Raw genomic sequence first — 19,039 nt, 5'->3', positions numbered from 1 at the left:
GTCACGCAAGCGATTGACGCCTTATTTGTCTTTTAGGAAAATGAGGAGAACATCATGAAAAAGGTCATGTCATCGGTCGCCGAGGCGGTTGCCGACATCCATGACGGCGCTTGCGTGATGATCGGCGGGTTCGGCGGCTCCGGCGCGCCGATCGAGCTGGTCCATGCGCTTGTCGACCGGTTTCGCGCCACCGGCAGCCCCGCCAATCTGACCATCATCAACAACAATGCCGGCAATGGCGCGGTCGGTATCGCCGCGATGATCAAGGCTGGCATGGTGGCGAAGATGATCTGTTCATTTCCGCGCTCCTCCAATGCGGAGGCCTTCAACGCGAAATACGGCGCCGGCGAGATCGCGCTGGAACTTGTTCCCCAGGGCACGCTTGCCGAGCGCATCCGTGCTGCCGGGGCTGGCATTCCGGCCTTCTTCACGCCGTCGGGCTACGGCACGGAACTGGCGGAAGGCAAGCCGGTCGAGGAATTCGATGGCAAGATGTATGTACGCGAGCGCTGGCTGAAGGCCGATTTCGCCCTCATCAAGGGCCAGAAGGGCGACCATGCCGGCAATCTCACCTATCGGCTGGCGGCGCGCAATTTCGCGCCGCTGATGGCCATGGCCGCGGACAGGACGATTGCGCAGGTCTCGGAACTCGGCGCACCCGGTTCGATCGATCCCGAACAGGTGATCACGCCGGGTATCTTTGTCGATGTTGTCGTCGCGGTGCCCGAGCCGCAACAGGAAGAAGCGCTGGTGCGCGCGGGAGAGGTCTACTGATGAGTGATTTCAACATCAATGACGTCAAGCTGTCCAATGCGCAGATCGCATGGCGCGTCGCGCAGGATATCGAGGACGGTTCCTATGTGAACCTCGGCATCGGTTTTCCGGAGATGATCGCGACCTTTCAGCCCGAGGGGCGTGAGGTGACCTATCACACCGAAAACGGCGTGCTGGGCTTTGGCCGGGCGCCGAAACCCGGTGAGGAGGACTGGGACCTGATCAATGCCGGCAAAAAGGCGATCACGCTCAAGCCCGGCGCATCCTTCTTTCATCATGCCGACAGCTTCGCCATGGTGCGCGGCGGTCATCTCGATCTTGCCGTGCTCGGCGCCTATCAGGTGGCTGAAAATGGCGATCTTGCGAACTGGCGGGTCGGTTCGAAGGGCGTTCCCGCCGTCGGCGGCGCGATGGACCTCGTGCATGGCGCCGGGCGCGTTGCGGTGATCACCGACCACGTCGCCAAGGATGGTTCGCCCAAACTGGTCAAGGCCTGCACTTTCCCCTTGACCGGCGTGGGCTGCGTCGACCGCGTCTACACATCGCTTGCCGTGATCGACATCGTGGATGGCCATTTCGTGCTGCGCGAAAAACTGGCCGCCATCTCCATGGACGCGCTCCAGTCCGTGACCGGCGCACCGATCCACCTTGACGGCGATGTCGCCGAGCTTGCCGTACCGGAGGATATCTGATGGCTGACGTTTTTATCTGCGACTATATCCGCACGCCGATTGGCCGCTATGGCGGTGCCTTGTCAGCCGTTCGCCCCGATGATCTCGCGGCCATTCCGCTTCGCGAACTGGTGGCGCGCAATCCGGGCATGGACCTTGCCGCAATCGACGAGGTGATCCTCGGTTGTGCCAATCAGGCCGGCGAAGACAACCGCAATGTGGGGCGGATGTCGCTTCTGCTCGCGGGTTTCCCGGAAAGCGTGCCGGGCTCGACCGTGAACCGCTTGTGCGGTTCCGGCATGGATGCGGTTATTACCGCAGCTCGCGCGATCAGGGCAGGCGAGGCCGAGCTTGTTATCGCGGGCGGTGTGGAAAGCATGTCGCGCGCGCCCTTCGTCATGCCGAAGGCCGAGACGGCGTTTTCGCGGGCCAATGCGATCGAAGACACCACCATCGGCTGGCGGCTGATCAATCCGTTGATGAAGGCGCAATATGGCGTCGATTCCATGCCTGAAACCGCTGAAAACGTGGCGGAGGATTTTTCCGTCTCCCGCGCCGATCAGGACGCATTCGCTCTTCGCTCGCAGCAGAAAACGGCGCAGGCCATGAACAGCGGACGTCTTGCGCAGGAAATTGTTCCTGTCGCGGTGCCGCAGCGCAAGGGCGATCCGGTCATTGTCGATACCGATGAACATCCGCGTCCGTCGACCGATCTTGCCGGTTTGCAGCGGCTGAAAACCTTCGTCAAGGCGGATGGCACGGTTACCGCCGGCAACGCATCCGGCGTCAATGATGGCGCTGCGGCACTGGTGCTGGCAACCATGGACGCGGCCCGCAAACACGGCCTGACGCCGATTGCCAAAGTTCTCGGCGGCGCAAGCGCCGGTGTGCCGCCGCGCATCATGGGTTTCGGTCCCGCGCCGGCATCGGCAAGGCTGATGGAGCGTCTCGGGTTGCGGACGGATGATTTCTCCGTGATGGAGTTCAACGAGGCCTTCGCATCGCAGGCGCTCGCCACCCTTCGCCATCTCGGCATCGCCGACGACGACCCTCGGGTCAATCCCAATGGCGGCGCGATTGCGCTTGGCCATCCGCTTGGCATGTCCGGCGCGCGGATTACCGGCACGGCCATGCGCGAACTGAAATCCGGCGAGAAATCGCTTTCGGCCATGTGCATCGGCGTCGGTCAGGGCATCGCAATCGCGCTGGAAGCCGTGTAATCTCGGTCTACCGCCGGCCTGCGGCTTCGACGAGTGCTAAGAGCAGGGAGCGTTGTTCGTCGGTCATCACCGCATTATTGCGCATGGCGACGCCGACCGGGCCGCCCAGCAGGTCGTCGTTCAGGCGGATGCCGGAAAGCAGGCCGGTTTCAAGCTCGTCGTGAACCACGCCGGCGGAGATAAACCAGATCGCGTCGGATGACAGAACCACCTTGCGACCGAAGGCAAGGCCGACATTTTCGAAGGCTGCCTGCGGATCGAAAAGCCCGATCCCGTGCAGATAGGCCTGCACCAGCGGGGCAATGACCGCGCCCGGCGGCGGCAGCATCAGCGGAAAGCGACCAAGCGTGGCGCCATCCGCCTCCTTGCCGTCTAGAGGATGGCCGGGGCGTACGACCGCCATGATCGGCTCGGAATAAAGCTGGCGAAAGGAAAGCCCTTCCATCAGTTGAGCCGCGGCCATGCGCCCGACCACCATGTCGAGTGTGCCTTCGCGCAATTGCGATAAAAGCAGCCAGTTCGGCCCGGTCGTCACCCTCAGCAGGCATTCCGGCGCGGACTGCCTAAGCGAAAGGGCGGCCTGCGGCAAAAGCACGGTGGATGCCGTCGGCAGCGCGCCGACGGCGATGCGCGAGCGCCGCGCCGGCCGTTCGCGGACCAGTTCCTGCGCGCGGCCGAGTTCGATAAGCGCGGACCCGACATAGCGCTGAAAGGTCTTGCCGGCCTGTGTCAGCGCCAGCCTGCGGCCCGACCGGTCGAAAAGCGCGACCTCGAGAATATCCTCAAGCTCCCGGATCGTCTTCGATGCGGCGGGCTGGCTGACATTCAGTGTTTGGGCGGCGGCACTCAGCGAGCCGCGGCGCGCGGTCTCGACAAAGCAGTGCAGGTGCCGCATGCGAATACGGGGATCGAACATACATATAACCCTGGGGTTATGAATTTTTCCGGAAAATATAATTTTTAATGCCGGTTGGCTATGGCAAAAAGAAATCAGGAGGACAGAGGATGATGATCCGTTCGGGAGATGCTGCACTTCATGTGCGTGACGAGGGGCCGCGTGACGGCCCGGTGGTTCTGTTCGCCAATTCGCTTGGCACCGACCTTCGGGTTTTTGACGCGCTTGTTGCACAGCTGCCGCCGGATTTGCGGATCGTGCGCTACGACAAGCGCGGCCACGGCCTTTCCGACCTCACCCCCGGACCCTACACGATCGACATGCTCAGCGATGATGCCATCGCCATCTGTGAGACGCTCGATCTTCGCAACGTAACCTTTGTCGGCCTGTCCATCGGCGGGCTGATTGCCCAGTCTTTCGCAATCAAGCGTCCCGACCTGACGCAGGCGCTGGTGCTGATGGATACGGCGGCGAAGATCGGCACGGCGGAAAGCTGGGGCGAGCGCATCGCAGCCCTCAGCGAAGGCGGCATTGCCGCGATTTCCGATGGCATTCTGCCGCGCTGGTTTTCCCCTGCGTTTCTTGGCAGCCCCGAGGCATCGCAGTGGCGCAACATGCTCGAGCGCACGACGCTTGAGGGCTATATCGCCTGCTGTCACGCTCTGGCAGCGGCGGATCTGACCGAAGGCAGCACGCAGATCGCCTGTCCGGCAATGGCGATTGCCGGTGCGCTCGATGGCTCGACGCCGCCCGAACTGGTCGCCGAAACCGCAAAGCTCTGCCATGCGACATTCCATATCGTTGACGATGCCGGGCATCTGCCCTGTGTCGAAAAGCCGGAGGCCGTCGCCGCATTGATCACCGACTTTCTGGAGAAGACCCGCCATGACTGAGCGTTATGCAGACGGCATGAAAACCCGCCGCGCCGTGCTCGGCGATGCCCATGTCGACCGGGCCGAGGCGGCAAAGACCGGGCTGGACGAAGCCTTTCAGACGCTGATTACCGAAAGCGCCTGGGGTACGGTCTGGGCGTCCGATGCCATTTCCCGGCGCGAACGGTCTATGCTGACGCTGGCGCTTCTGGCGGCAACCGGAAATTTCGATGAAATACCCATGCATATCCGCGCCACCCGGCGCACCGGTGCCAGCAGGCAGGATGTCATCGAGGCATTCCAGCATGTGGCGATCTATGCGGGCGTGCCGCGCGCCAATCATGCCCTGAAGCTGGCAAAGGCAACTTATGCCGAAATGGAGGAGAATGACGATGACTGATCTCGGGCCTTTGATCCCGCGAAACCGCACGGTTCATCCACCGGCCTATGCGCCGGACTACAAGACGTCGGTCGCGCGTTCGCCGACGCTGCCGCTGCTCTCTCTTGAAAGCGGCCCGTCGGAGGAGACCGGGCCGATGTTCGGCCACGGCATGTTCGGTGCGCTCGACAACAATCTGATCCTGAACTGGACCAAGGGCGCAGCACCTGCCATCGGCGAGCGCATCCTCGTATTCGGCCATGTGCTGGATGAGCGCGGCAGGCCGGTTCCCGAAACGCTGGTGGAAATCTGGCAGGCCAATGCCGGTGGCCGCTATCGCCACAAGAAGGACAGCTATCTGGCGCCGCTCGATCCGAATTTCGGCGGCTGCGGGCGCACGCTCACCGATGAGAACGGCTATTACGAGTTTCTGACCATTCGCCCCGGCGCCTATCCCTGGCCCAATCGCGGCAATGACTGGCGGCCGATGCATATCCATGTTTCGGTCTACGGTCACAGCTTCGGCCAGAGGCTGATCACCCAGCTCTATTTCGAAGGCGACCCGCTGATCGACCTCTGTCCCATCGCCAACACCATCAAGGAACGCAGCAATCTCGACCGGCTGGTCGCGCCGCTGGACATGTCGATGGCCCGCCCGCTCGATTTCCTGGCCTACCGGTTCGATATCGTCCTGCGCGGCCGCCGGCAGACCATGTTCGAAAACAGACTGGAGGGGTTGTGAGATGATCAAGAGACCCGAAATTCTGGCCGAAACGCCGTCGCAGACCGCAGGTCCCTACGTTCATATCGGCTGCATGCCGACCTACGCCGGCAATCCCGGAAGCTACGACGAGGAGATCGGCGAACACGCGATTTCAGATGGCGCGAAAGGCGAGATCATCGAAATTCGCGGCTGCGTCCTCGATGGAACCGGTTATGCCATCCGCGATGCGATGTTCGAAAGCTGGCAGACCGATGCCGCCGGTATCTTTCCCGGTCAGCCGGGTGCCGATCCCGCCGTTTCTGGCCATTGCCGCTTTGCCGCCGATGCCGATAGCGGTGAGTTCGTGCTGCGCACCGTCAAGCCGGGTGCCTTCAGGGGGCGCGGCGGATCGCATAATGCGCCGCATATCTCGATCTGGATCGTGGCGCGCGGCATCAATATCGGCCTCAACACCCGCATCTATTTCGATGACGAGGACAATAGCGGCGACCGGCTGCTGAGTGCCGTTGAACTGAAGCACCGGGTGCCGACGCTGATCGCGAAAAAGACGGTCGAGGGGCAATATCGTTTCGATATCCGCTTGCAGGGCGAGGGCGAAACGGTTTTCCTCGACATCTGATCAGTCGCGCCGGCGCGGAAACACTGTGCCGGCGCTCTTGGAGCATAATGCGTGAACACATCGGTCTTCGATCATCCCTGGCTTGGTGGCCTTTTCGGCGATACGGAAACGGCGGCGATCTGGTCGCCTGAAAGCCAGTTGCGGCACATGCTGGCCTTCGAGGCGGCGTGGAGTCGGGCGCTGGGCGCCTGCGGGATTTTCGACGCGGCACAGGCTGAAAGCGCGGCCAGCGCCATCGAGCAGGCGGACGTAGAGCCGCAGGCGCTTGCGGCAGGCACCGGTGCTGACGGTGTGCCGGTTCCGGCGCTTGTCGAAATGCTCCGCCGGGTCGCGCCTGCCGAGGCCGTGCACAAGGGCGCGACATCGCAGGACGTGATCGATACGGCGCTGGCGATGACCCTGCGCGAAACGACCGCGCTTTTCCTCGCCCGTCTCGAACGGCTGATTGCGGCGCTGACCGCGCTGGAACGGCATTTCGGCGAGAACCGGTTGACCGGGCGAACACGCATGCAGGCCGCCGTGCCGATTACGGTCGGTGACCGGCTGCTGTCCTGGCGGCTGCCGCTTGGCGATCATGTCCCGCGTCTCAAGGCATTGCGCCTGCGCGTCGAAAAGGTGCAGATCGGCGGGGCGGCGGGAAACCGTGCCGCATTGGGCGACAGGGCGGATGCCGTTGTTGCCGATGTCGCCGAAAGGCTGGGCCTTCAGCCGACACAAAAAGCCTGGCATGCCATGCGCGACGGGATCGGCGAATATGCCGCGGTGCTGTCGCTGATCTCCGGCACGCTGGGAAAGATGGGGCAGGATATCGCGCTGATGGCGCAGCAGGGCGTCGATGAAATCGCGCTGTCGGGCGGCGGCGGATCATCAGCCATGCCGCACAAGAGCAATCCGGTTCTGGCCGAGCTTCTGGTCACCCTTGCCCGCTTCAACGCCGCCCAGCTTTCCGGCCTGCATCAGGCGCTGGTCCATGAACAGGAGCGCTCGGGCGCGGCCTGGTCGCTGGAATGGATGATCCTGCCGCAGATGGCGCTGGCGACCGGCCGCGGGCTCGGTGCCGCCATCGACCTTTGCGGAAAGGTCGAGCGGATGGGTACGGGCTGAAACCGTGTCAGGCACCGTCACCGGCAAACCGGAAGACCTCATAAAGCCAGTCGCTGATGATCCTGAGCTTGTCTTCGGCAAGCGGGCAATGGCTCAGGGTTCGCAGATAGTCGTGGGCGAGGCCCTCGCCCTCGTCGATGCTCACCGCAACGCCAGCCTTCTTCAGGGCCGAGGCATAGGCCGCGCCGCTGTCGCGCATCGGGTCGTTGGCGGCAAGCGCGATGAAGGCCGGAGGCAGATCCGTAAGCGTCGGCGCCGAGAGCGGCGTGATCATCGGGTCGGACATCAGTCGTTTTTTGTCCGGACAGTAGCGGGCGCCCATGTCGGCGACGTTCTCCGGGCGCAGCAAGGGGCCCTCGGCATTCTGCCTGCAGGACGTCCGGGTCAGGTCGAAATCGCAGATCGGATAGATCAGCAGTTGGGCGCAAAGCGGTATGTTCCTGTCCCGGCAGGTCATCGCCGTGACGGCGGCGAGGTTTCCGCCCGCGCCGTCGCCGCCGATGGCGATTCGCTCCGCATCGATACCGAGCGTCTCCGCCTTTGCGCGCGCCCAGGCAATGACCGAAAGCGTCTGTTCCAGCGCCGTCGGACAGGGATGCTCGGGCGCCAGCGCATAATCCACGGAAATCACCGTCTGCCGTGTCCACGAGGCAAGGCGGGCCGTGGTGTCCCAGTGCGATTCGGGGCTGCCGCGCCAGAAACCGCCGCCGTGCAGATAGATCAGGGCCGGTTGCGGGCCGCTGCTCATGTGCCGGAAGATGCGCACGCGCACGGGCCCGCCGTCACTGTCGATCCAGTGTTCGGTGTCGGTCTCGATATTGGGCGGCGTGGGCAGTCGCAGGTTGCGGGCAATCGAATTGTAGAGCACGCGCCGCGCCTCGAGCGTCGTGCCGGCGGGAAGGCTGGCCTGTTGTGCTTCCAGAACCTCGATAAAGCGGTAGATTCCGGGATCGATCTTGCGCGGTTTCGTCTGCGGGCGCTGCTCGACATCCTCGGGCGAAAGCCCCGGCTTCATCACGAAGCGCAGCACCATGTCGCCGGTGTGCCGGCGCAGCATGTCCTGCCCCTTGGGTTCGAACAGCTCTGTGCCGAAAATGTTCGAGAAGGTGGCGCGGTTGGAAACGTTGAAGATGGCAAGCGCCGAGATGTGCCAGTGCAGCTCCAGCGCCGTCAGGCCGGAGCGGAACAGGCCCTCGTCGCAGCCGCGCCTGTAGATCTCCTCCAGAAGCCGGATGGCGGAGCTGTTCTGCCCCGCGATCATCTCGGATTTCGACATGTGACGGCCCTGGTGGATGTTCTCGACCATCACCAGCCGCACGAAATCGCGCTCCCGGCTGTGGTGGTCGAATGTGAACTCCGTCAGCTGCCGCAGGGCCTCCACCGGATGAAGGCTTTCGAGTTCGAGATCGTCCTCCGCGCGGCGCATGCGGGCATAGGCATCTTCCAGAACGGCGCGGTAAAGGCCCTCCTTGTCGCCGAAATAGTAATAGATCATGCGTTTCGAGGTGCGGGTGCGCGCCGCGATTTCGTCCATCTTGGCGCCGGAAAGCCCGTGGGCGACAAACACGGCGCGGGCCGTCTGCAGGATATTTTCGCGTACGGCCTCCGGATCCTGCTTCCAGCTTCGCCGCGCGGTCACATCTACCTCGTCCCTGATTTCGCCCTTCGCCAAGTTCTCTCCTCCCGAACGTGTCCCCATGCGCGTCTACTACATAATAAACCGCAATTTCACGACCCACAAAACAAAACTAACCGTGCCGAACATTCCCTTGACATAATTAACCGAATTGAACAAAATCAAGAACAGGAGATTATTTGGGAGGTTGTTTCTGCATGGTCGTCACACAGGCACGTTCGGCGCGGGCCGGCTCGGGGCAGGTCTTCAAGGCCGGTCTCCTGGGGCAGGGAATCGGTGGTTCGCGGACGCCGGGCATGCATATGGCCGCCGCGAAGGCGCTGGGTCTCGACTACCAGTACGATTTTATCGACGTGCTGGAACGTGACCTGCCTTCCGATGTCGGCGCGATCCTCGATCTGCTGCAAGCCGAAGGCTATCGCGGCCTCAACGTGACCTATCCCTTCAAACAGGCGGTAATGCCGCATCTCGATGAATTGTCGCAGGACGCGCAAATGGTCGGCGCGGTGAATACGGTCGTTTTCGAGGATGGCCGGCGCATCGGCCACAACACAGATTGCTGGGGCTTTGCCCAGAGCCTGCGCCGCGGGCTGGCCGAAGATGCCGCGCGCGACCGGGCGTTGCTTATGGGCGCCGGCGGCGCCGGTGGGGCGGTCGCGCATGCGCTTCTCGATGAAGGCATTGGCCGGCTGTTCGTGTTCGATCCCGACCGAAAAAAGGCTGACGCGCTGGTCGCGGTTCTGGCGCAGCATTTCAGTGCGGAGCGGGTTCAGGCCGTTGAAAATACGGACATTGCCGCCGATGTCGATGGCATCGTCAATGCCTCGCCCGTGGGCATGGAAAAACTGCCGGGCTGTCCGCTTCCAAAACATCTGATCGCGCCGCGTCACTGGGTGGCCGATATCGTCTATTTCCCGCCGGAGACGGAACTGATCAAGGCTGCGACCGAAAAGGGGTGTGCGGTTTTGCCGGGCACCGGCATGGCGCTCTGGCAGGCTGTGCGCGCCTTTGAGCTGTTTACCGGCAAGGAACCCGATATTGCCGAAATGAAGCCGGTTCTGCTTGCAAAAGCTGCACCGGAGAGGGGAGCGTGACGGGATGAAGACCTCAATCGCCACCGTTTGCATTGCCGGCGATCTGCCTGAAAAACTGGCCGCCATCGCTGCCGCCGGTTTCGATGGCATCGAGATTTTCGAGCAGGATTTCATCGCCTTCGACGCCTCGCCGCGCGAGGTCGGACGCATGGTGCGCGATCACGGGCTGGAAATCACGCTGTTCCAGCCGTTCCGCGATTTCGAAGGGCTGCCGGAGCCGTTGCGGGCGCGCGCCTTCGACCGCATGGAGCGCAAATTCGACCTGATGCAGGAACTGGGCACCGATCTGGTGCTGGTCTGCTCGTCGACCCACCCGGAAGCGCTCGGCGGGATCGACCGCATGGCGAATGACTTCGCAGCGCTCGGTGAACGGGCGGCAAAGCGGGGCTTGCGCGTCGGTTTCGAGGCGCTGGCATGGGGCAAGCATGTCTGGGACCATCGCGACGCCTGGGAAGTGGTGCGCCGCGCCGACCATCCGAATATCGGGCTCATTCTCGACAGTTTTCACACGCTCGGCCGCGGCATCGATCCCGATACCATCCGCCGCATTCCCGGCGACCGCATCTTTTTCGTGCAGCTTGCCGATGCGCCGATCATCGAGATGGACCTGCTCTACTGGTCGCGTCACTTCCGCAATATGCCGGGCGAGGGCGATCTCGATGTCGTCTCCTTCATGCGCGCGGTTGCGGCAACGGGATATTCCGGGCCGCTGAGCCTTGAAGTCTTCAACGACCAGTTCCGTGGCGGCAGTCCCGGTGCGATTGCGCGCGACGGACACCGTTCGCTGGTTTATCTGATGGATCAGGTCCGACGGCAGGAGCCGGACAATGCCTTCAACCTGCCCGACATGCCGCCGCGGATTTCGACACGTGGCGTTTCCTTCGTGGAATTTGCCGCCGATGAGACGGAAGCGGCGGAACTGGCCGGTATTCTGTCGGCGCTCGGTTTCCGGCGGGCGGGGCGGCACATCTCCAAACAGGTGGAACTCTGGCAGCAGGGCGACATCCGCGTGGTCATCAATACCGAACGCGAGGGCTTTGCCCACAGCGCGCATATCGTGCACGGCCTCAATATCTGCGATATCGGGCTGCAGGTGGAAAGCGCCGCCGATACCGTCACGCGCGCCGAGGCGCTCGGCATCACGCCGTTCCATCAGCCGGTGGGAACCGGAGAGCTGGACATTCCAGCGATTCGCGGCGTCGGCGCGGGACTGATGCATTTCATTGATGATACCAGCGGCCTTGCCGGGGTCTGGGACAAGGAATTCCGCCCGGTCTCCGACGATACGCCAACGCGTGACGCCGGGCTGAAACGGATCGACCACATTGCCCAGACAATGAACTACGAAGAAATGCTGACATGGTCGCTGTTCTACCTGTCGCTTTTCGAGACCGAAAAAACGCCGACCGTCGATGTCGTCGATCCCGGCGGTCTGGTCCGCAGTCAGGCCATTCAGTCGCCCGATGGCGCGCTGCGCGTGACCCTGAACGGCGCCGAGACGCACAGAACCTTTGCCGGCCGGTTCGTTGCCGACAGTTTCGGTTCGTCGGTGCAGCATGTCGCCTTCGAGACCGATGACATCTTCGCCACGGCCGAGGCGCTTGCGGCAAACGGTTTTGCATTCCTGCCGATGCCGGACAATTACTACGACGACCTCGTGGCGCGACTGGCGGTGGAGCCGGAGACGATCGATCGTCTCAAACGCCACAATATCCTTTACGACGAAGACAAGAACGGCGCCTATTTCCAGCTTTACAGCCGGCCGTTCGGCGATGGCATTTTCTTCGAGATCGTTCAGCGGCAGGGTGCGTATTCGGGCTATGGCGCGGTCAATGCGCCATTCCGCACCGCAGCTCAGCGCAGGCTGATGCGGCCTGCATCGGTGCCACGGCAATGACGGGGGCACGGATGATGACACCTGAAGTGGACTGTATCCAGACGGTAAAGGCCCGGCTTGGCGAAACGCCGCTGTGGTGCGAGCAGACCCGGCGGCTTGTGTGGATCGATATCGAGGATCCGCAGTTCTGGCAGCTTGATCCGTCGACCGGCGAGGCGTTTTCGCGCGCCCAGCCCTGCACCTATCTGGGCAGTCAGGCGCTCACCCGTTCCGGCAAACACCTTGTCGCGCGCGATCTGGATCTGGTGCTGCTCGATCCGCAGACGGGGGCATCCGAACCCTTTGCCCGCGTGCCGGATGAAAAATTTCCCGCCACCCGGCTGAATGACGGCCGCGTCGACCGCAATGGCCGGCTCTGGATCGGCACCATGGACAACGGGCTGAAAGATGGTCTCGGGAGCCTCTACCGTGTCGACCCGGATGGTTCGTTTACCGCCTTTTACGACGACGTTATCGTTTCGAACGGCATCGCCTTCGATCCTGACGGGCGGCATATGTATTTCACCGATACGCGGCGGCATCTGACCTGGAAGATCACGCTGGATGACGCCGGCGAACGGCCGGTTTCGCGCACGGTGTTTGCCGATTATACGGCCGGCGGCGAACGTCCCGACGGGGCATGCGTGGATGCCGACGGCTGCCTCTGGCAGGCCTTTTTCGCCGGTGGCGCTGTCGTGCGCTACACGCCCGATGGCCGCATCGACCGCAGGATTTCCCTGCCGGTGACCAACCCGACCTGCCTGTGTTTTGGCGGTCCGGATTACAAGACGCTGTTCGTGACCACGGCGTTCAAGTTTCTAAGCGAAGAGCAGCTTGCCAGGGAACCGCTTGCAGGCAGCGTTTTTGCGATAACCGGTGCCGGTCAGGGGCTGGCCGAGCATCGATTTTGTTTCTAGGGATATTCAGGAGGAAGAATAAAAATGACAATCCATACAAAAATGCGACGATTGGCTCTGATGGCTGCCGTCACGGTTGCCATGGCGGCCGGTGCACAGGCGCAGGACAAGATCGATCTGCTTTATTCCGATGTCACATCGGCCGATGTGCCGCGTTCGCAGGCAATGACCGGCATTTTTGCCGACGAAATCAGCGATGACTTCAATCTGAAAGCCCACTTCAACGGCACACTGGTCAAGCAGGGTGCGGAACTGGTTGCCGTCCAGCGCGGCAATCTGGATCTGGCCATCCTGCCGCCGTCGGACTTTGCCGAGCAGGCCCCGGCATTCTATATTCTCGGCGCGGCCTATGTCGTGCGCGATGCCGATCACCTGATGCGGATTTTCAACAGCGAGGTCGGCGATACGTTCCGCGAACTCGCGCGCGATAAAATGGGCATCGAGATCCTGGCGCCCGCCTATTACGGCCGCCGGCAGGTCAATGTCGTCGGTGACGAGAAGATCATGACGCCGGAAGACATGTCGGGCATCAAGCTGCGCATGCCGGGCGGCGAAAGCTGGCAGTTCCTCGGTAAGGCGATTGGCGCCAATCCGGCGCCGATTCCCTATCCGGAAGTTTATACCGCCCTGCAGACGGGCGTCATCGACGGGCAGGACAATCCGCTTCCCAACGACAAGGCGATGAAATTCTACGAGGTGACGGACCAGATCGTTCTGACCAGCCACAATGTCGGCTTCGGCATGCTGATCATGAGCGCGAAGAAGTTCGACAGCCTGAGCGAGGAACAGCAGCAGACCCTGCGCGATGCCGCGACCGAGGCCTTTACCTGGTCGAATGGACAATATCTGGAGCAGGAAGACGAACTGGTGACCTTCTTCAAGGATCAGGGGCTCGACGTCTATACGCCCGATGTCGATGCGTTCCGCACCTACGCACAGAAGCAGTATCTCGATTCGGACATGTCGAAGGACTGGCCGGAAGGCATGCTGGAAAAGATCAACAATCTTTGAGGAATAAGGCCCGCGGGCCTGAAAAATCATGGGAGCGTGCGATAATCGCACGACAATGAGGACATCCTGCGGCGGGAAAACCGCAGGGTGCAAACTGGAGGAGAGAGAAATGATCAATCGTAGAAACCTGTTGGGCGCTGTTGCGTCCGTTGGGCTGGCTCTTGGACTTGTCACGCCTGCGCTGGCGCAGGAGGATACGCCGCAGCTTCGCTTCTCGGCGGTGTTTTCCGAACAGGATATCCGTGCCGATATGATGAAGCGGCTTCAGGAAAACGTGGCCGATATTGCCGATCTGGAGCTTTACTATGGTGGCAATCTGTTCAAGCAGACCACCGAGATTATCGCCATCCAGCGCGGCAATCTGGAAATGGGCAACGTCTCGCCGCAGGATATCGCGACGCAGGTGCCGGCCTTTTCCATCCTGACATCGGCCTATCTGTTCCGCGATGCCGCGCATCTGAATGAATTCTTCAAGAGCGATGCCGGGGCCGAGATGAAGGCTTTGGCCGAAGATCAGCTTGGCATTCACATCCTCGGACCGACCTATTTCGGCACGCGTCAGGTCGGTTTGCGGATCGACAAGGAGATCAACACTCCGGAAGACATGGCCGGCGTGAAGCTCAGGATGCCCGGCGGCGATGCCTGGCAGTTCCTCGGCCGCGCTCTTGGCGCCAATCCGACGCCGATGGCCTATGCCGAGGTCTATACCGGTCTCCAGACCGGGGCGATCGATGGCCAGGACAATCCGCTGCCCAACGTCGAGAACATGAAGTTCTACGAAGTCATGGACCAGATTGTCATGACCTCGCATCTGGTGGGATATGACCTTCTGGTGATTTCGCAGGAGGTCTGGGATTCCTTCACCGATGAGCAGCGGCAGGAATTCGAGGCGGCCGCGGACGAGGCGATCGCCTGGAGCACCGAGCAGCATCTGGCGCGTGAGGGCGAACTGGCTTCATTCTTCGAAGAACAGGGCCTCAACATCTACACGCCCGATGTCGATGCGTTCCGCACCTATGCGCAGCAGATGTATCTCGATTCCGATCTGTCGAAAGATTGGCCGGAAGGCATGCTTGATCGCATCAACGCGCTCTGAATTTATCCAGTAACCGTCAGTGATCGTACCCGGAAACGGGTACGATCCGTTTGAGGCAGAATATCTTGCAAAAACTAACGCAAATAGGTGCATGGCTGCACAGAAGGGCCGAGAATATCGCAGCCCTGATGCTGGCGATCATGTTTATCGCCTTCATTGTTCAGGTGGCGTTCCGCTATCTCCTGAACCTGCCGATCGGCGGCGCGTCCGAACTGACAATCCTGATGTGGCTGTGGCTCGTGCTTTGGGGCGCGGCCTTCGTTCTGCGTGAAGCCGACGAGATCCGCTTCGACTTCGTGCTGGCGCTTGCCGGCCACCGTGTCCGGCGCGTCATGTCGGTGCTGGCGGCCGTGGCGCTCTTGTTTCTCTACGGCTATTCGCTGCCGGCCGTGTGGGACTATGTGACCTTCATGAAGGTCCAGGATACGTCCTATCTCGATATTCCCTATGACTATGTCTATTCGATCTACATCATCTTCGCCGTCGCTACTCTGATACGTTATGCGTGGCTGCTATGGAGCGCGCTGACGGACCGCTACGTTGAGCATGCCGAACTCGGGGGGCAGGAAGAATGATGGATCCCTTCACAATCTGCATCATCTCGATCCTCCTTCTGGCGCTTCTGGGGCTGCCGGTCGGTCACGCGATGATCGCATCGTCCATCCTTTATCTGATGCTGGCCGGTCTCGACATGGGCACGGCCGCCGAGCAGATCCTCAACGGCCTGTTTTCCAGCTACATCCTGCTGGCCGTGCCGCTGTTCATCCTTGCCGCCGAACTGATGAATTCCGGCAGCATGACGCTGCGGCTTCTGGCCTTCTGTAACGCCTTCGTCGGCCGGTTTCGCGGCGGGCTGGCGCTGGTGAATGTGGCGCAAAGCATCATTTTCGCCGGCATGTCCGGTTCCGCGCTTGCCGATGCGGCGGGCACCGGCAAGATGATGCAGAAGATGATGACGGCGGACGGCAAATATCCGCCGGCGTTTGCGGCTGCGCTCACGGCCTCCACCGCGGTGATCGGGCCGATCATTCCGCCATCGATCCCGATGGTCATCTACGCGCTGGTCTCGGATGCCTCCATCGGCTACCTGTTCCTTGCCGGCATGATTCCGGGGCTTTTGATGGGCATTGTGCAGGCCACCATCGTTCTCACCAGCGCGCGCCGCCGGTCGTTTCCGGTGGAAGAGCCGGTGCCGATGCGCAAGCTGCCGGGCATTGTGGTCAAGGCTTTCCCGGTGCTGATGATGCCGGTGGTGCTTCTGGGCGGCATTTATGGCGGCGCCACGACGCCGACCGAGGCGGCCGCGATCGCCGCACTCTATGCCCTTCTCGTTTCCGCATTGCTTTACAACAGCGTCAGCGCAAGCGCGGTCTATCATTCACTGCTGTCGAGCGCGCGGACCACGGCCTCCATCGGCATGCTGATCGCAGGCGCCCTGGTCTTCAATTATGTGGTGACGATCGAGAATGTGCCGACAACGTTGAGCAACTGGCTTTCGGGTTTCAATCTCTCGCCGATCATGTTCCTGCTGATCGTCAACGTCATCCTGCTGGCGCTGGGCTGCCTGCTTGAAGGCACGACCGTGCTTCTGGTGATTGTGCCGGTGTTCATTCCGACAGCCAACGCGCTCGGCATCGATCTGGTGCATTTCGGCGTTGTCTGCGTGGTCAACATCATGCTGGGCCTGATTACGCCGCCCTATGGGCTGCTGCTTTTTGTGATGTCGAACATTTCGGGCAAGTCACTGCATGCCATCATCCGCGAAATCCTGCCTTTCCTGCTGGCGCTTATCGCCGCGCTGCTTGTGATCACGCTGTTTCCGGATCTCTCGCTCTGGCTGCCGCGCCAGTTCGGCTACAAGGGGTAAATGCGCATGACCAAACCCGTTTATGTCCTGAACGGACCCAACCTCAACCGGCTCGGCCTGCGCGAGCCGGAAGTCTACGGGCACACGACACTGGCCGAAGTCGAAGCCATGTGTATGGAAGCGGCCGGCGAGGAGGGGCTGGTGTTTCGCCAGACCAATTCCGAACAGGAAATGATCGAGTGGATACACGAGGCCATCGATGCCTCTTCGGCGCTGCTGATCAACCCCGCCGCCTTCACCTTTTATTCGATGGCGATGATGGATGCGCTGAAGATGTATCCCGGCCCGCTGATCGAGTTCCACATCTCCAACGTCCACAAGCGCGAACCGATGTACCACAATTCGCTGGTCTCGCCCGTGGCAACGGCGGTAATGGCCGGCTGCGGTGCCCGCGGCTATCCCCATGCCGTGCGCCTGCTGCGCGAAATGGCGGCGGAGACGACCCAAGGGGCGTGATGTTTCAGTCAGGCGGCGGGGTGAGGCCAAAGCGCTGGCAATGAGCGCCCGGCCTTATGCCAGGCGCTTATATTCGATCATCCGCGCGCGGCTCAGAACCAGTTCCAGTCGGTCTTCCGTCAGCCTGTGCAGCAATATCCGCTTGGTCCAGGGGCCATCCGCGAGACTGAACAGAAAACGGCCCCGGCCCAGTGATTTGAGCGGCATGCGCCGTTTTACCGGGCCGGTGCCGATAATCACGTCGGTGCCGTCTATGGCGAACATTGCCCCTTCCGGGGAAAGCCATCGGCCCTGAAGGCCGGCCGGGACGGGTTCGGGATCGGCGGGCAGAAAGCGGCGTTCGGCATGGCCGATTTCCCCGGTAATCGCGCTTCCGTCCCATCGCAGCCGGGCCGGCGATGTCGGCGAGCGCGATGCCACGGTCCCGTCACCGTCCGCATAAAGTGTGTCTGAATTGTTCAGATAGGTCAGAGACGATCCTTTGACCTCGATCCACCATGGACCGTTTGCAGTCACGTAAAGCCCGTCCGGCAGGCGCGTTGCAGGCTTCGGCAGGCTCTCGCCCGTGAGCGCCGCCATGACATCCATTGCCATCGCGTAGGCATCGACATCTTCGCGGTTTGCCACAATAACAGCGCCGGTCATGCTTTCGCGGTCGATGAGAAAATGGCTCTTGTAGCCCGGATGCGATCCGCCATGGCCGAACAATGTTCTGTTGCCGAGCTGGACGCGGCGTATGCCGAGGCCGTAATCCGTCGGGCGTCCATCCGCGAGATAGCGCCGGGCGGCAAGACGCTCCAGAATGCCGGCATATTCGCCTCTTTCCGTCATCAGCGCCTGCACCCACGCGGCCAGCGCGGCGGCGCTGCCGGTCATGCTGCCGGATGCGGAAATATGCAGGCCCGCTGATGACAGCCGCCATTGCGCGCCGTCGCGCCAGTATCCGGGAGACAGGTTACGGACGGGGTCGCTCCACACATCCGGCGCATCGAAGGTGACGCCGAGCGTCTCGCCCTGCCGGCGGATATAGTCGCGGAAGAATATATTCCTGCGTTCCAATGCGGTTTCCACCAGCCGGTAGCCGGTGTTGGAATAGGAAATCTCCGTGCCGGCGGGAAAATTCAGCCGGGTCATGCGGGTGAGGAGTTCAAACAGGGGACGGGCGGCGGTTTCGGTAAAAACGGAAAGGCCGAGCAGGGTCAGGCATTCGCGCACATCCGGCAGGCCGCCGGTCATATCGAGTGCTTGCCCCACGGTTACCTCCGCCAGAGGCGGTTGCAGTTCGGGAAGGTGACGCCCGAGCGGATCGTCGAGTCCGATGATATCGTTATGCGCCGTGACCAGTGAGGCGAAGGCGTGTTTGGTGACGGAGGCGTAGCGGACGACAGTGTCTGCGGTAAACGGCTTCAGCGTCGAAAGATCTTCCACGCCGCCTGCGACGGCAATACGTGGACCGCCCGCGTCGAAGACGATAATGGCACCGCCCGGCTCCGTTTCCCGCCATGCACTGAGGCGCGCTGCCGCCGCCTTCTCCGCATTACCCCAGTTCAGTTCTGTCATATCCCATTTCCTGTGTGTCTGCGGGCACGGCATAAAGCCACTGGCCTGAGAGGCGGTTGGTGTTCGCCAGACATTTGACGTGAACCCGGAACCGAAAGCCGGTTTCTGAAAACGGCCTTCTCATATCCTGATTAGCAGCCGCGCCTGTGGCTGACCAATTCGATGTTTTCCAGAAACTATTCCTGAAGCGCATCGGCCGGCGGCGCGGTCGGCGAAGGGGAAGATCATCTATTCTTATGATGACTGGAATCTGCGCGCATTGTCATTG

General features: G+C 61.9%; 19 protein-coding genes. 16 read left to right on the top strand and 3 right to left on the bottom strand.

Translation table 11 applies throughout. The features are described 5' to 3' along the window. Window positions 1-54: 54 nt before the first annotated feature. From ACHZCU_RS02470 to pcaF, 3 genes are read left to right on the top strand one after another with little or no spacing between them, the layout of a single operon-like run. Window positions 55-774 carry a 3-oxoacid CoA-transferase subunit A gene (locus ACHZCU_RS02470; protein ID WP_319517504.1) on the top strand — a complete coding sequence of 240 codons (720 nt, stop codon included), beginning with the start codon at window positions 55-57 and terminating at the stop codon, window positions 772-774. Continuing rightward, window positions 774-1,466 (top strand): 3-oxoacid CoA-transferase subunit B, encoded by a 693-nt coding sequence (locus ACHZCU_RS02465; RefSeq protein WP_319517503.1) that lies wholly within the window; start codon window positions 774-776, stop codon window positions 1,464-1,466. The genes ACHZCU_RS02470 and ACHZCU_RS02465 overlap by 1 nt, the downstream gene beginning before the upstream one ends. Continuing rightward, window positions 1,466-2,665: a 3-oxoadipyl-CoA thiolase gene (gene pcaF, locus ACHZCU_RS02460; protein WP_319517502.1), complete on the top strand. Its 1,200-nt coding sequence runs from the start codon at window positions 1,466-1,468 to the stop codon at window positions 2,663-2,665. The genes ACHZCU_RS02465 and pcaF overlap by 1 nt, the downstream gene beginning before the upstream one ends. Window positions 2,666-2,672: 7 nt before the next feature. Here the strand turns inward: pcaF and ACHZCU_RS02455 are convergent, their stop codons facing one another. Continuing rightward, window positions 2,673-3,581: a LysR substrate-binding domain-containing protein gene (locus ACHZCU_RS02455; RefSeq protein WP_319517501.1), complete on the bottom strand. Its 909-nt coding sequence runs from the start codon at window positions 3,579-3,581 to the stop codon at window positions 2,673-2,675. Window positions 3,582-3,673: 92 nt separating this feature from the next. Between ACHZCU_RS02455 and pcaD the strand changes: the two genes are divergently transcribed. The 5 genes from pcaD to ACHZCU_RS02430 are packed head-to-tail and all read left to right on the top strand — an operon-like array spanning window position 3,674 to window position 7,258. Then, the gene (pcaD, locus tag ACHZCU_RS02450) at window positions 3,674-4,453 is read left to right on the top strand and encodes a 3-oxoadipate enol-lactonase (RefSeq protein WP_394706003.1); all 780 of its coding nucleotides are present in this window, start codon (window positions 3,674-3,676) and stop codon (window positions 4,451-4,453) included. Beyond that, complete coding sequence (gene pcaC / locus ACHZCU_RS02445; RefSeq protein WP_319517499.1) at window positions 4,446-4,832, top strand: 4-carboxymuconolactone decarboxylase; 387 nt, start codon at window positions 4,446-4,448, stop codon at window positions 4,830-4,832. Before pcaD ends, pcaC begins: the two co-directional genes overlap by 8 nt. Further along, the gene (pcaH, locus tag ACHZCU_RS02440; protein WP_319517498.1) at window positions 4,825-5,553 is read left to right on the top strand and encodes a protocatechuate 3,4-dioxygenase subunit beta; all 729 of its coding nucleotides are present in this window, start codon (window positions 4,825-4,827) and stop codon (window positions 5,551-5,553) included. The genes pcaC and pcaH overlap by 8 nt, the downstream gene beginning before the upstream one ends. Before the next feature lies 1 nt (window position 5,554). Beyond that, on the top strand, window positions 5,555-6,154 hold the full coding sequence (pcaG, locus tag ACHZCU_RS02435; RefSeq protein ID WP_319517497.1) for a protocatechuate 3,4-dioxygenase subunit alpha: 600 nt from the start codon (window positions 5,555-5,557) through the stop codon (window positions 6,152-6,154). Between the two features lie 51 nt (window positions 6,155-6,205). Next, a complete protein-coding gene (locus ACHZCU_RS02430) occupies window positions 6,206-7,258 on the top strand; it encodes a 3-carboxy-cis,cis-muconate cycloisomerase (protein ID WP_319517496.1) in 1,053 nt (350 codons plus the stop codon). A gap of 7 nt (window positions 7,259-7,265) precedes the next feature. On the opposite strand, the gene ACHZCU_RS02425 is transcribed toward ACHZCU_RS02430, so the two are convergent. Beyond that, window positions 7,266-8,930: an alpha/beta hydrolase fold domain-containing protein gene (locus tag ACHZCU_RS02425; protein ID WP_319517495.1), complete on the bottom strand. Its 1,665-nt coding sequence runs from the start codon at window positions 8,928-8,930 to the stop codon at window positions 7,266-7,268. Between the two features lie 161 nt (window positions 8,931-9,091). On the opposite strand from ACHZCU_RS02425, the gene ACHZCU_RS02420 reads away from it, so the two are divergent. The 8 genes from ACHZCU_RS02420 (at window position 9,092) to ACHZCU_RS02385 (ending at window position 17,211) form a co-directional block, all read left to right on the top strand. Continuing rightward, window positions 9,092-9,988, top strand: coding sequence for a shikimate dehydrogenase (locus ACHZCU_RS02420; protein ID WP_319517494.1), 897 nt, complete (start codon window positions 9,092-9,094; stop codon window positions 9,986-9,988). 4 nt (window positions 9,989-9,992) lie between these two features. Continuing rightward, window positions 9,993-11,885, top strand: a complete 1,893-nt coding sequence (locus ACHZCU_RS02415; RefSeq protein ID WP_319517493.1) for a TIM barrel protein — start codon at window positions 9,993-9,995, stop codon at window positions 11,883-11,885. A 14-nt stretch (window positions 11,886-11,899) separates the two neighbouring features. Next, window positions 11,900-12,781, top strand: coding sequence for an SMP-30/gluconolactonase/LRE family protein (locus ACHZCU_RS02410; protein ID WP_394706002.1), 882 nt, complete (start codon window positions 11,900-11,902; stop codon window positions 12,779-12,781). 24 nt (window positions 12,782-12,805) lie between these two features. Beyond that, on the top strand, window positions 12,806-13,792 hold the full coding sequence (locus ACHZCU_RS02405; protein ID WP_319517491.1) for a sialic acid TRAP transporter substrate-binding protein SiaP: 987 nt from the start codon (window positions 12,806-12,808) through the stop codon (window positions 13,790-13,792). Window positions 13,793-13,901: 109 nt separating this feature from the next. Beyond that, on the top strand, window positions 13,902-14,888 hold the full coding sequence (dctP, locus tag ACHZCU_RS02400; RefSeq protein WP_319517490.1) for a TRAP transporter substrate-binding protein DctP: 987 nt from the start codon (window positions 13,902-13,904) through the stop codon (window positions 14,886-14,888). A 65-nt stretch (window positions 14,889-14,953) separates the two neighbouring features. Beyond that, a complete protein-coding gene (locus ACHZCU_RS02395) occupies window positions 14,954-15,463 on the top strand; it encodes a TRAP transporter small permease subunit (RefSeq protein ID WP_319517489.1) in 510 nt (169 codons plus the stop codon). Then, entirely contained in the window at window positions 15,463-16,755 is a 1,293-nt protein-coding gene (locus ACHZCU_RS02390; protein ID WP_319517488.1) for a TRAP transporter large permease, read from the top strand. The genes ACHZCU_RS02395 and ACHZCU_RS02390 overlap by 1 nt, the downstream gene beginning before the upstream one ends. A gap of 6 nt (window positions 16,756-16,761) precedes the next feature. After that, the gene (locus ACHZCU_RS02385) at window positions 16,762-17,211 is read left to right on the top strand and encodes a type II 3-dehydroquinate dehydratase (RefSeq protein WP_319517487.1); all 450 of its coding nucleotides are present in this window, start codon (window positions 16,762-16,764) and stop codon (window positions 17,209-17,211) included. A 54-nt stretch (window positions 17,212-17,265) separates the two neighbouring features. Here the strand turns inward: ACHZCU_RS02385 and ACHZCU_RS02380 are convergent, their stop codons facing one another. Next, window positions 17,266-18,771 (bottom strand): serine hydrolase domain-containing protein, encoded by a 1,506-nt coding sequence (locus ACHZCU_RS02380; protein ID WP_319517486.1) that lies wholly within the window; start codon window positions 18,769-18,771, stop codon window positions 17,266-17,268. Window positions 18,772-19,039 lie beyond the last annotated feature (268 nt).

It is taken from the genome of uncultured Martelella sp. (assembly GCF_963677965.2).
Lineage (GTDB): Bacteria > Pseudomonadota > Alphaproteobacteria > Rhizobiales > Rhizobiaceae > Martelella > Martelella mangrovi.
Note: the sequence above shows the minus strand (reverse complement) of the source record. Positions and strands in the feature narration are given on the sequence as shown.

What these genes read in the sequence shown, in the direction of transcription:
- ACHZCU_RS02415 (WP_319517493.1), top strand. Translation starts at nt 9,993, where the DNA reads ATGAAGACCTCAATCGCCACCGTTTGCATTGCCGGCGATCTGCCTGAA.
- ACHZCU_RS02405 (WP_319517491.1), top strand. Translation starts at nt 12,806, where the DNA reads ATGACAATCCATACAAAAATGCGACGATTGGCTCTGATGGCTGCCGTC.
- ACHZCU_RS02470 (WP_319517504.1), top strand. Translation starts at nt 55, where the DNA reads ATGAAAAAGGTCATGTCATCGGTCGCCGAGGCGGTTGCCGACATCCAT.
- dctP (WP_319517490.1), top strand. Translation starts at nt 13,902, where the DNA reads ATGATCAATCGTAGAAACCTGTTGGGCGCTGTTGCGTCCGTTGGGCTG.
- pcaG (WP_319517497.1), top strand. Translation starts at nt 5,555, where the DNA reads ATGATCAAGAGACCCGAAATTCTGGCCGAAACGCCGTCGCAGACCGCA.
- ACHZCU_RS02385 (WP_319517487.1), top strand. Translation starts at nt 16,762, where the DNA reads ATGACCAAACCCGTTTATGTCCTGAACGGACCCAACCTCAACCGGCTC.
- pcaD (WP_394706003.1), top strand. Translation starts at nt 3,674, where the DNA reads ATGATCCGTTCGGGAGATGCTGCACTTCATGTGCGTGACGAGGGGCCG.
- pcaH (WP_319517498.1), top strand. Translation starts at nt 4,825, where the DNA reads ATGACTGATCTCGGGCCTTTGATCCCGCGAAACCGCACGGTTCATCCA.
- ACHZCU_RS02410 (WP_394706002.1), top strand. Translation starts at nt 11,900, where the DNA reads ATGACACCTGAAGTGGACTGTATCCAGACGGTAAAGGCCCGGCTTGGC.
- pcaC (WP_319517499.1), top strand. Translation starts at nt 4,446, where the DNA reads ATGACTGAGCGTTATGCAGACGGCATGAAAACCCGCCGCGCCGTGCTC.
- ACHZCU_RS02420 (WP_319517494.1), top strand. Translation starts at nt 9,092, where the DNA reads ATGGTCGTCACACAGGCACGTTCGGCGCGGGCCGGCTCGGGGCAGGTC.
- ACHZCU_RS02390 (WP_319517488.1), top strand. Translation starts at nt 15,463, where the DNA reads ATGGATCCCTTCACAATCTGCATCATCTCGATCCTCCTTCTGGCGCTT.
- ACHZCU_RS02465 (WP_319517503.1), top strand. Translation starts at nt 774, where the DNA reads ATGAGTGATTTCAACATCAATGACGTCAAGCTGTCCAATGCGCAGATC.
- pcaF (WP_319517502.1), top strand. Translation starts at nt 1,466, where the DNA reads ATGGCTGACGTTTTTATCTGCGACTATATCCGCACGCCGATTGGCCGC.
- ACHZCU_RS02380 (WP_319517486.1), bottom strand. Translation starts at nt 18,771, where the DNA reads ATGACAGAACTGAACTGGGGTAATGCGGAGAAGGCGGCGGCAGCGCGC.
- ACHZCU_RS02455 (WP_319517501.1), bottom strand. Translation starts at nt 3,581, where the DNA reads ATGTTCGATCCCCGTATTCGCATGCGGCACCTGCACTGCTTTGTCGAG.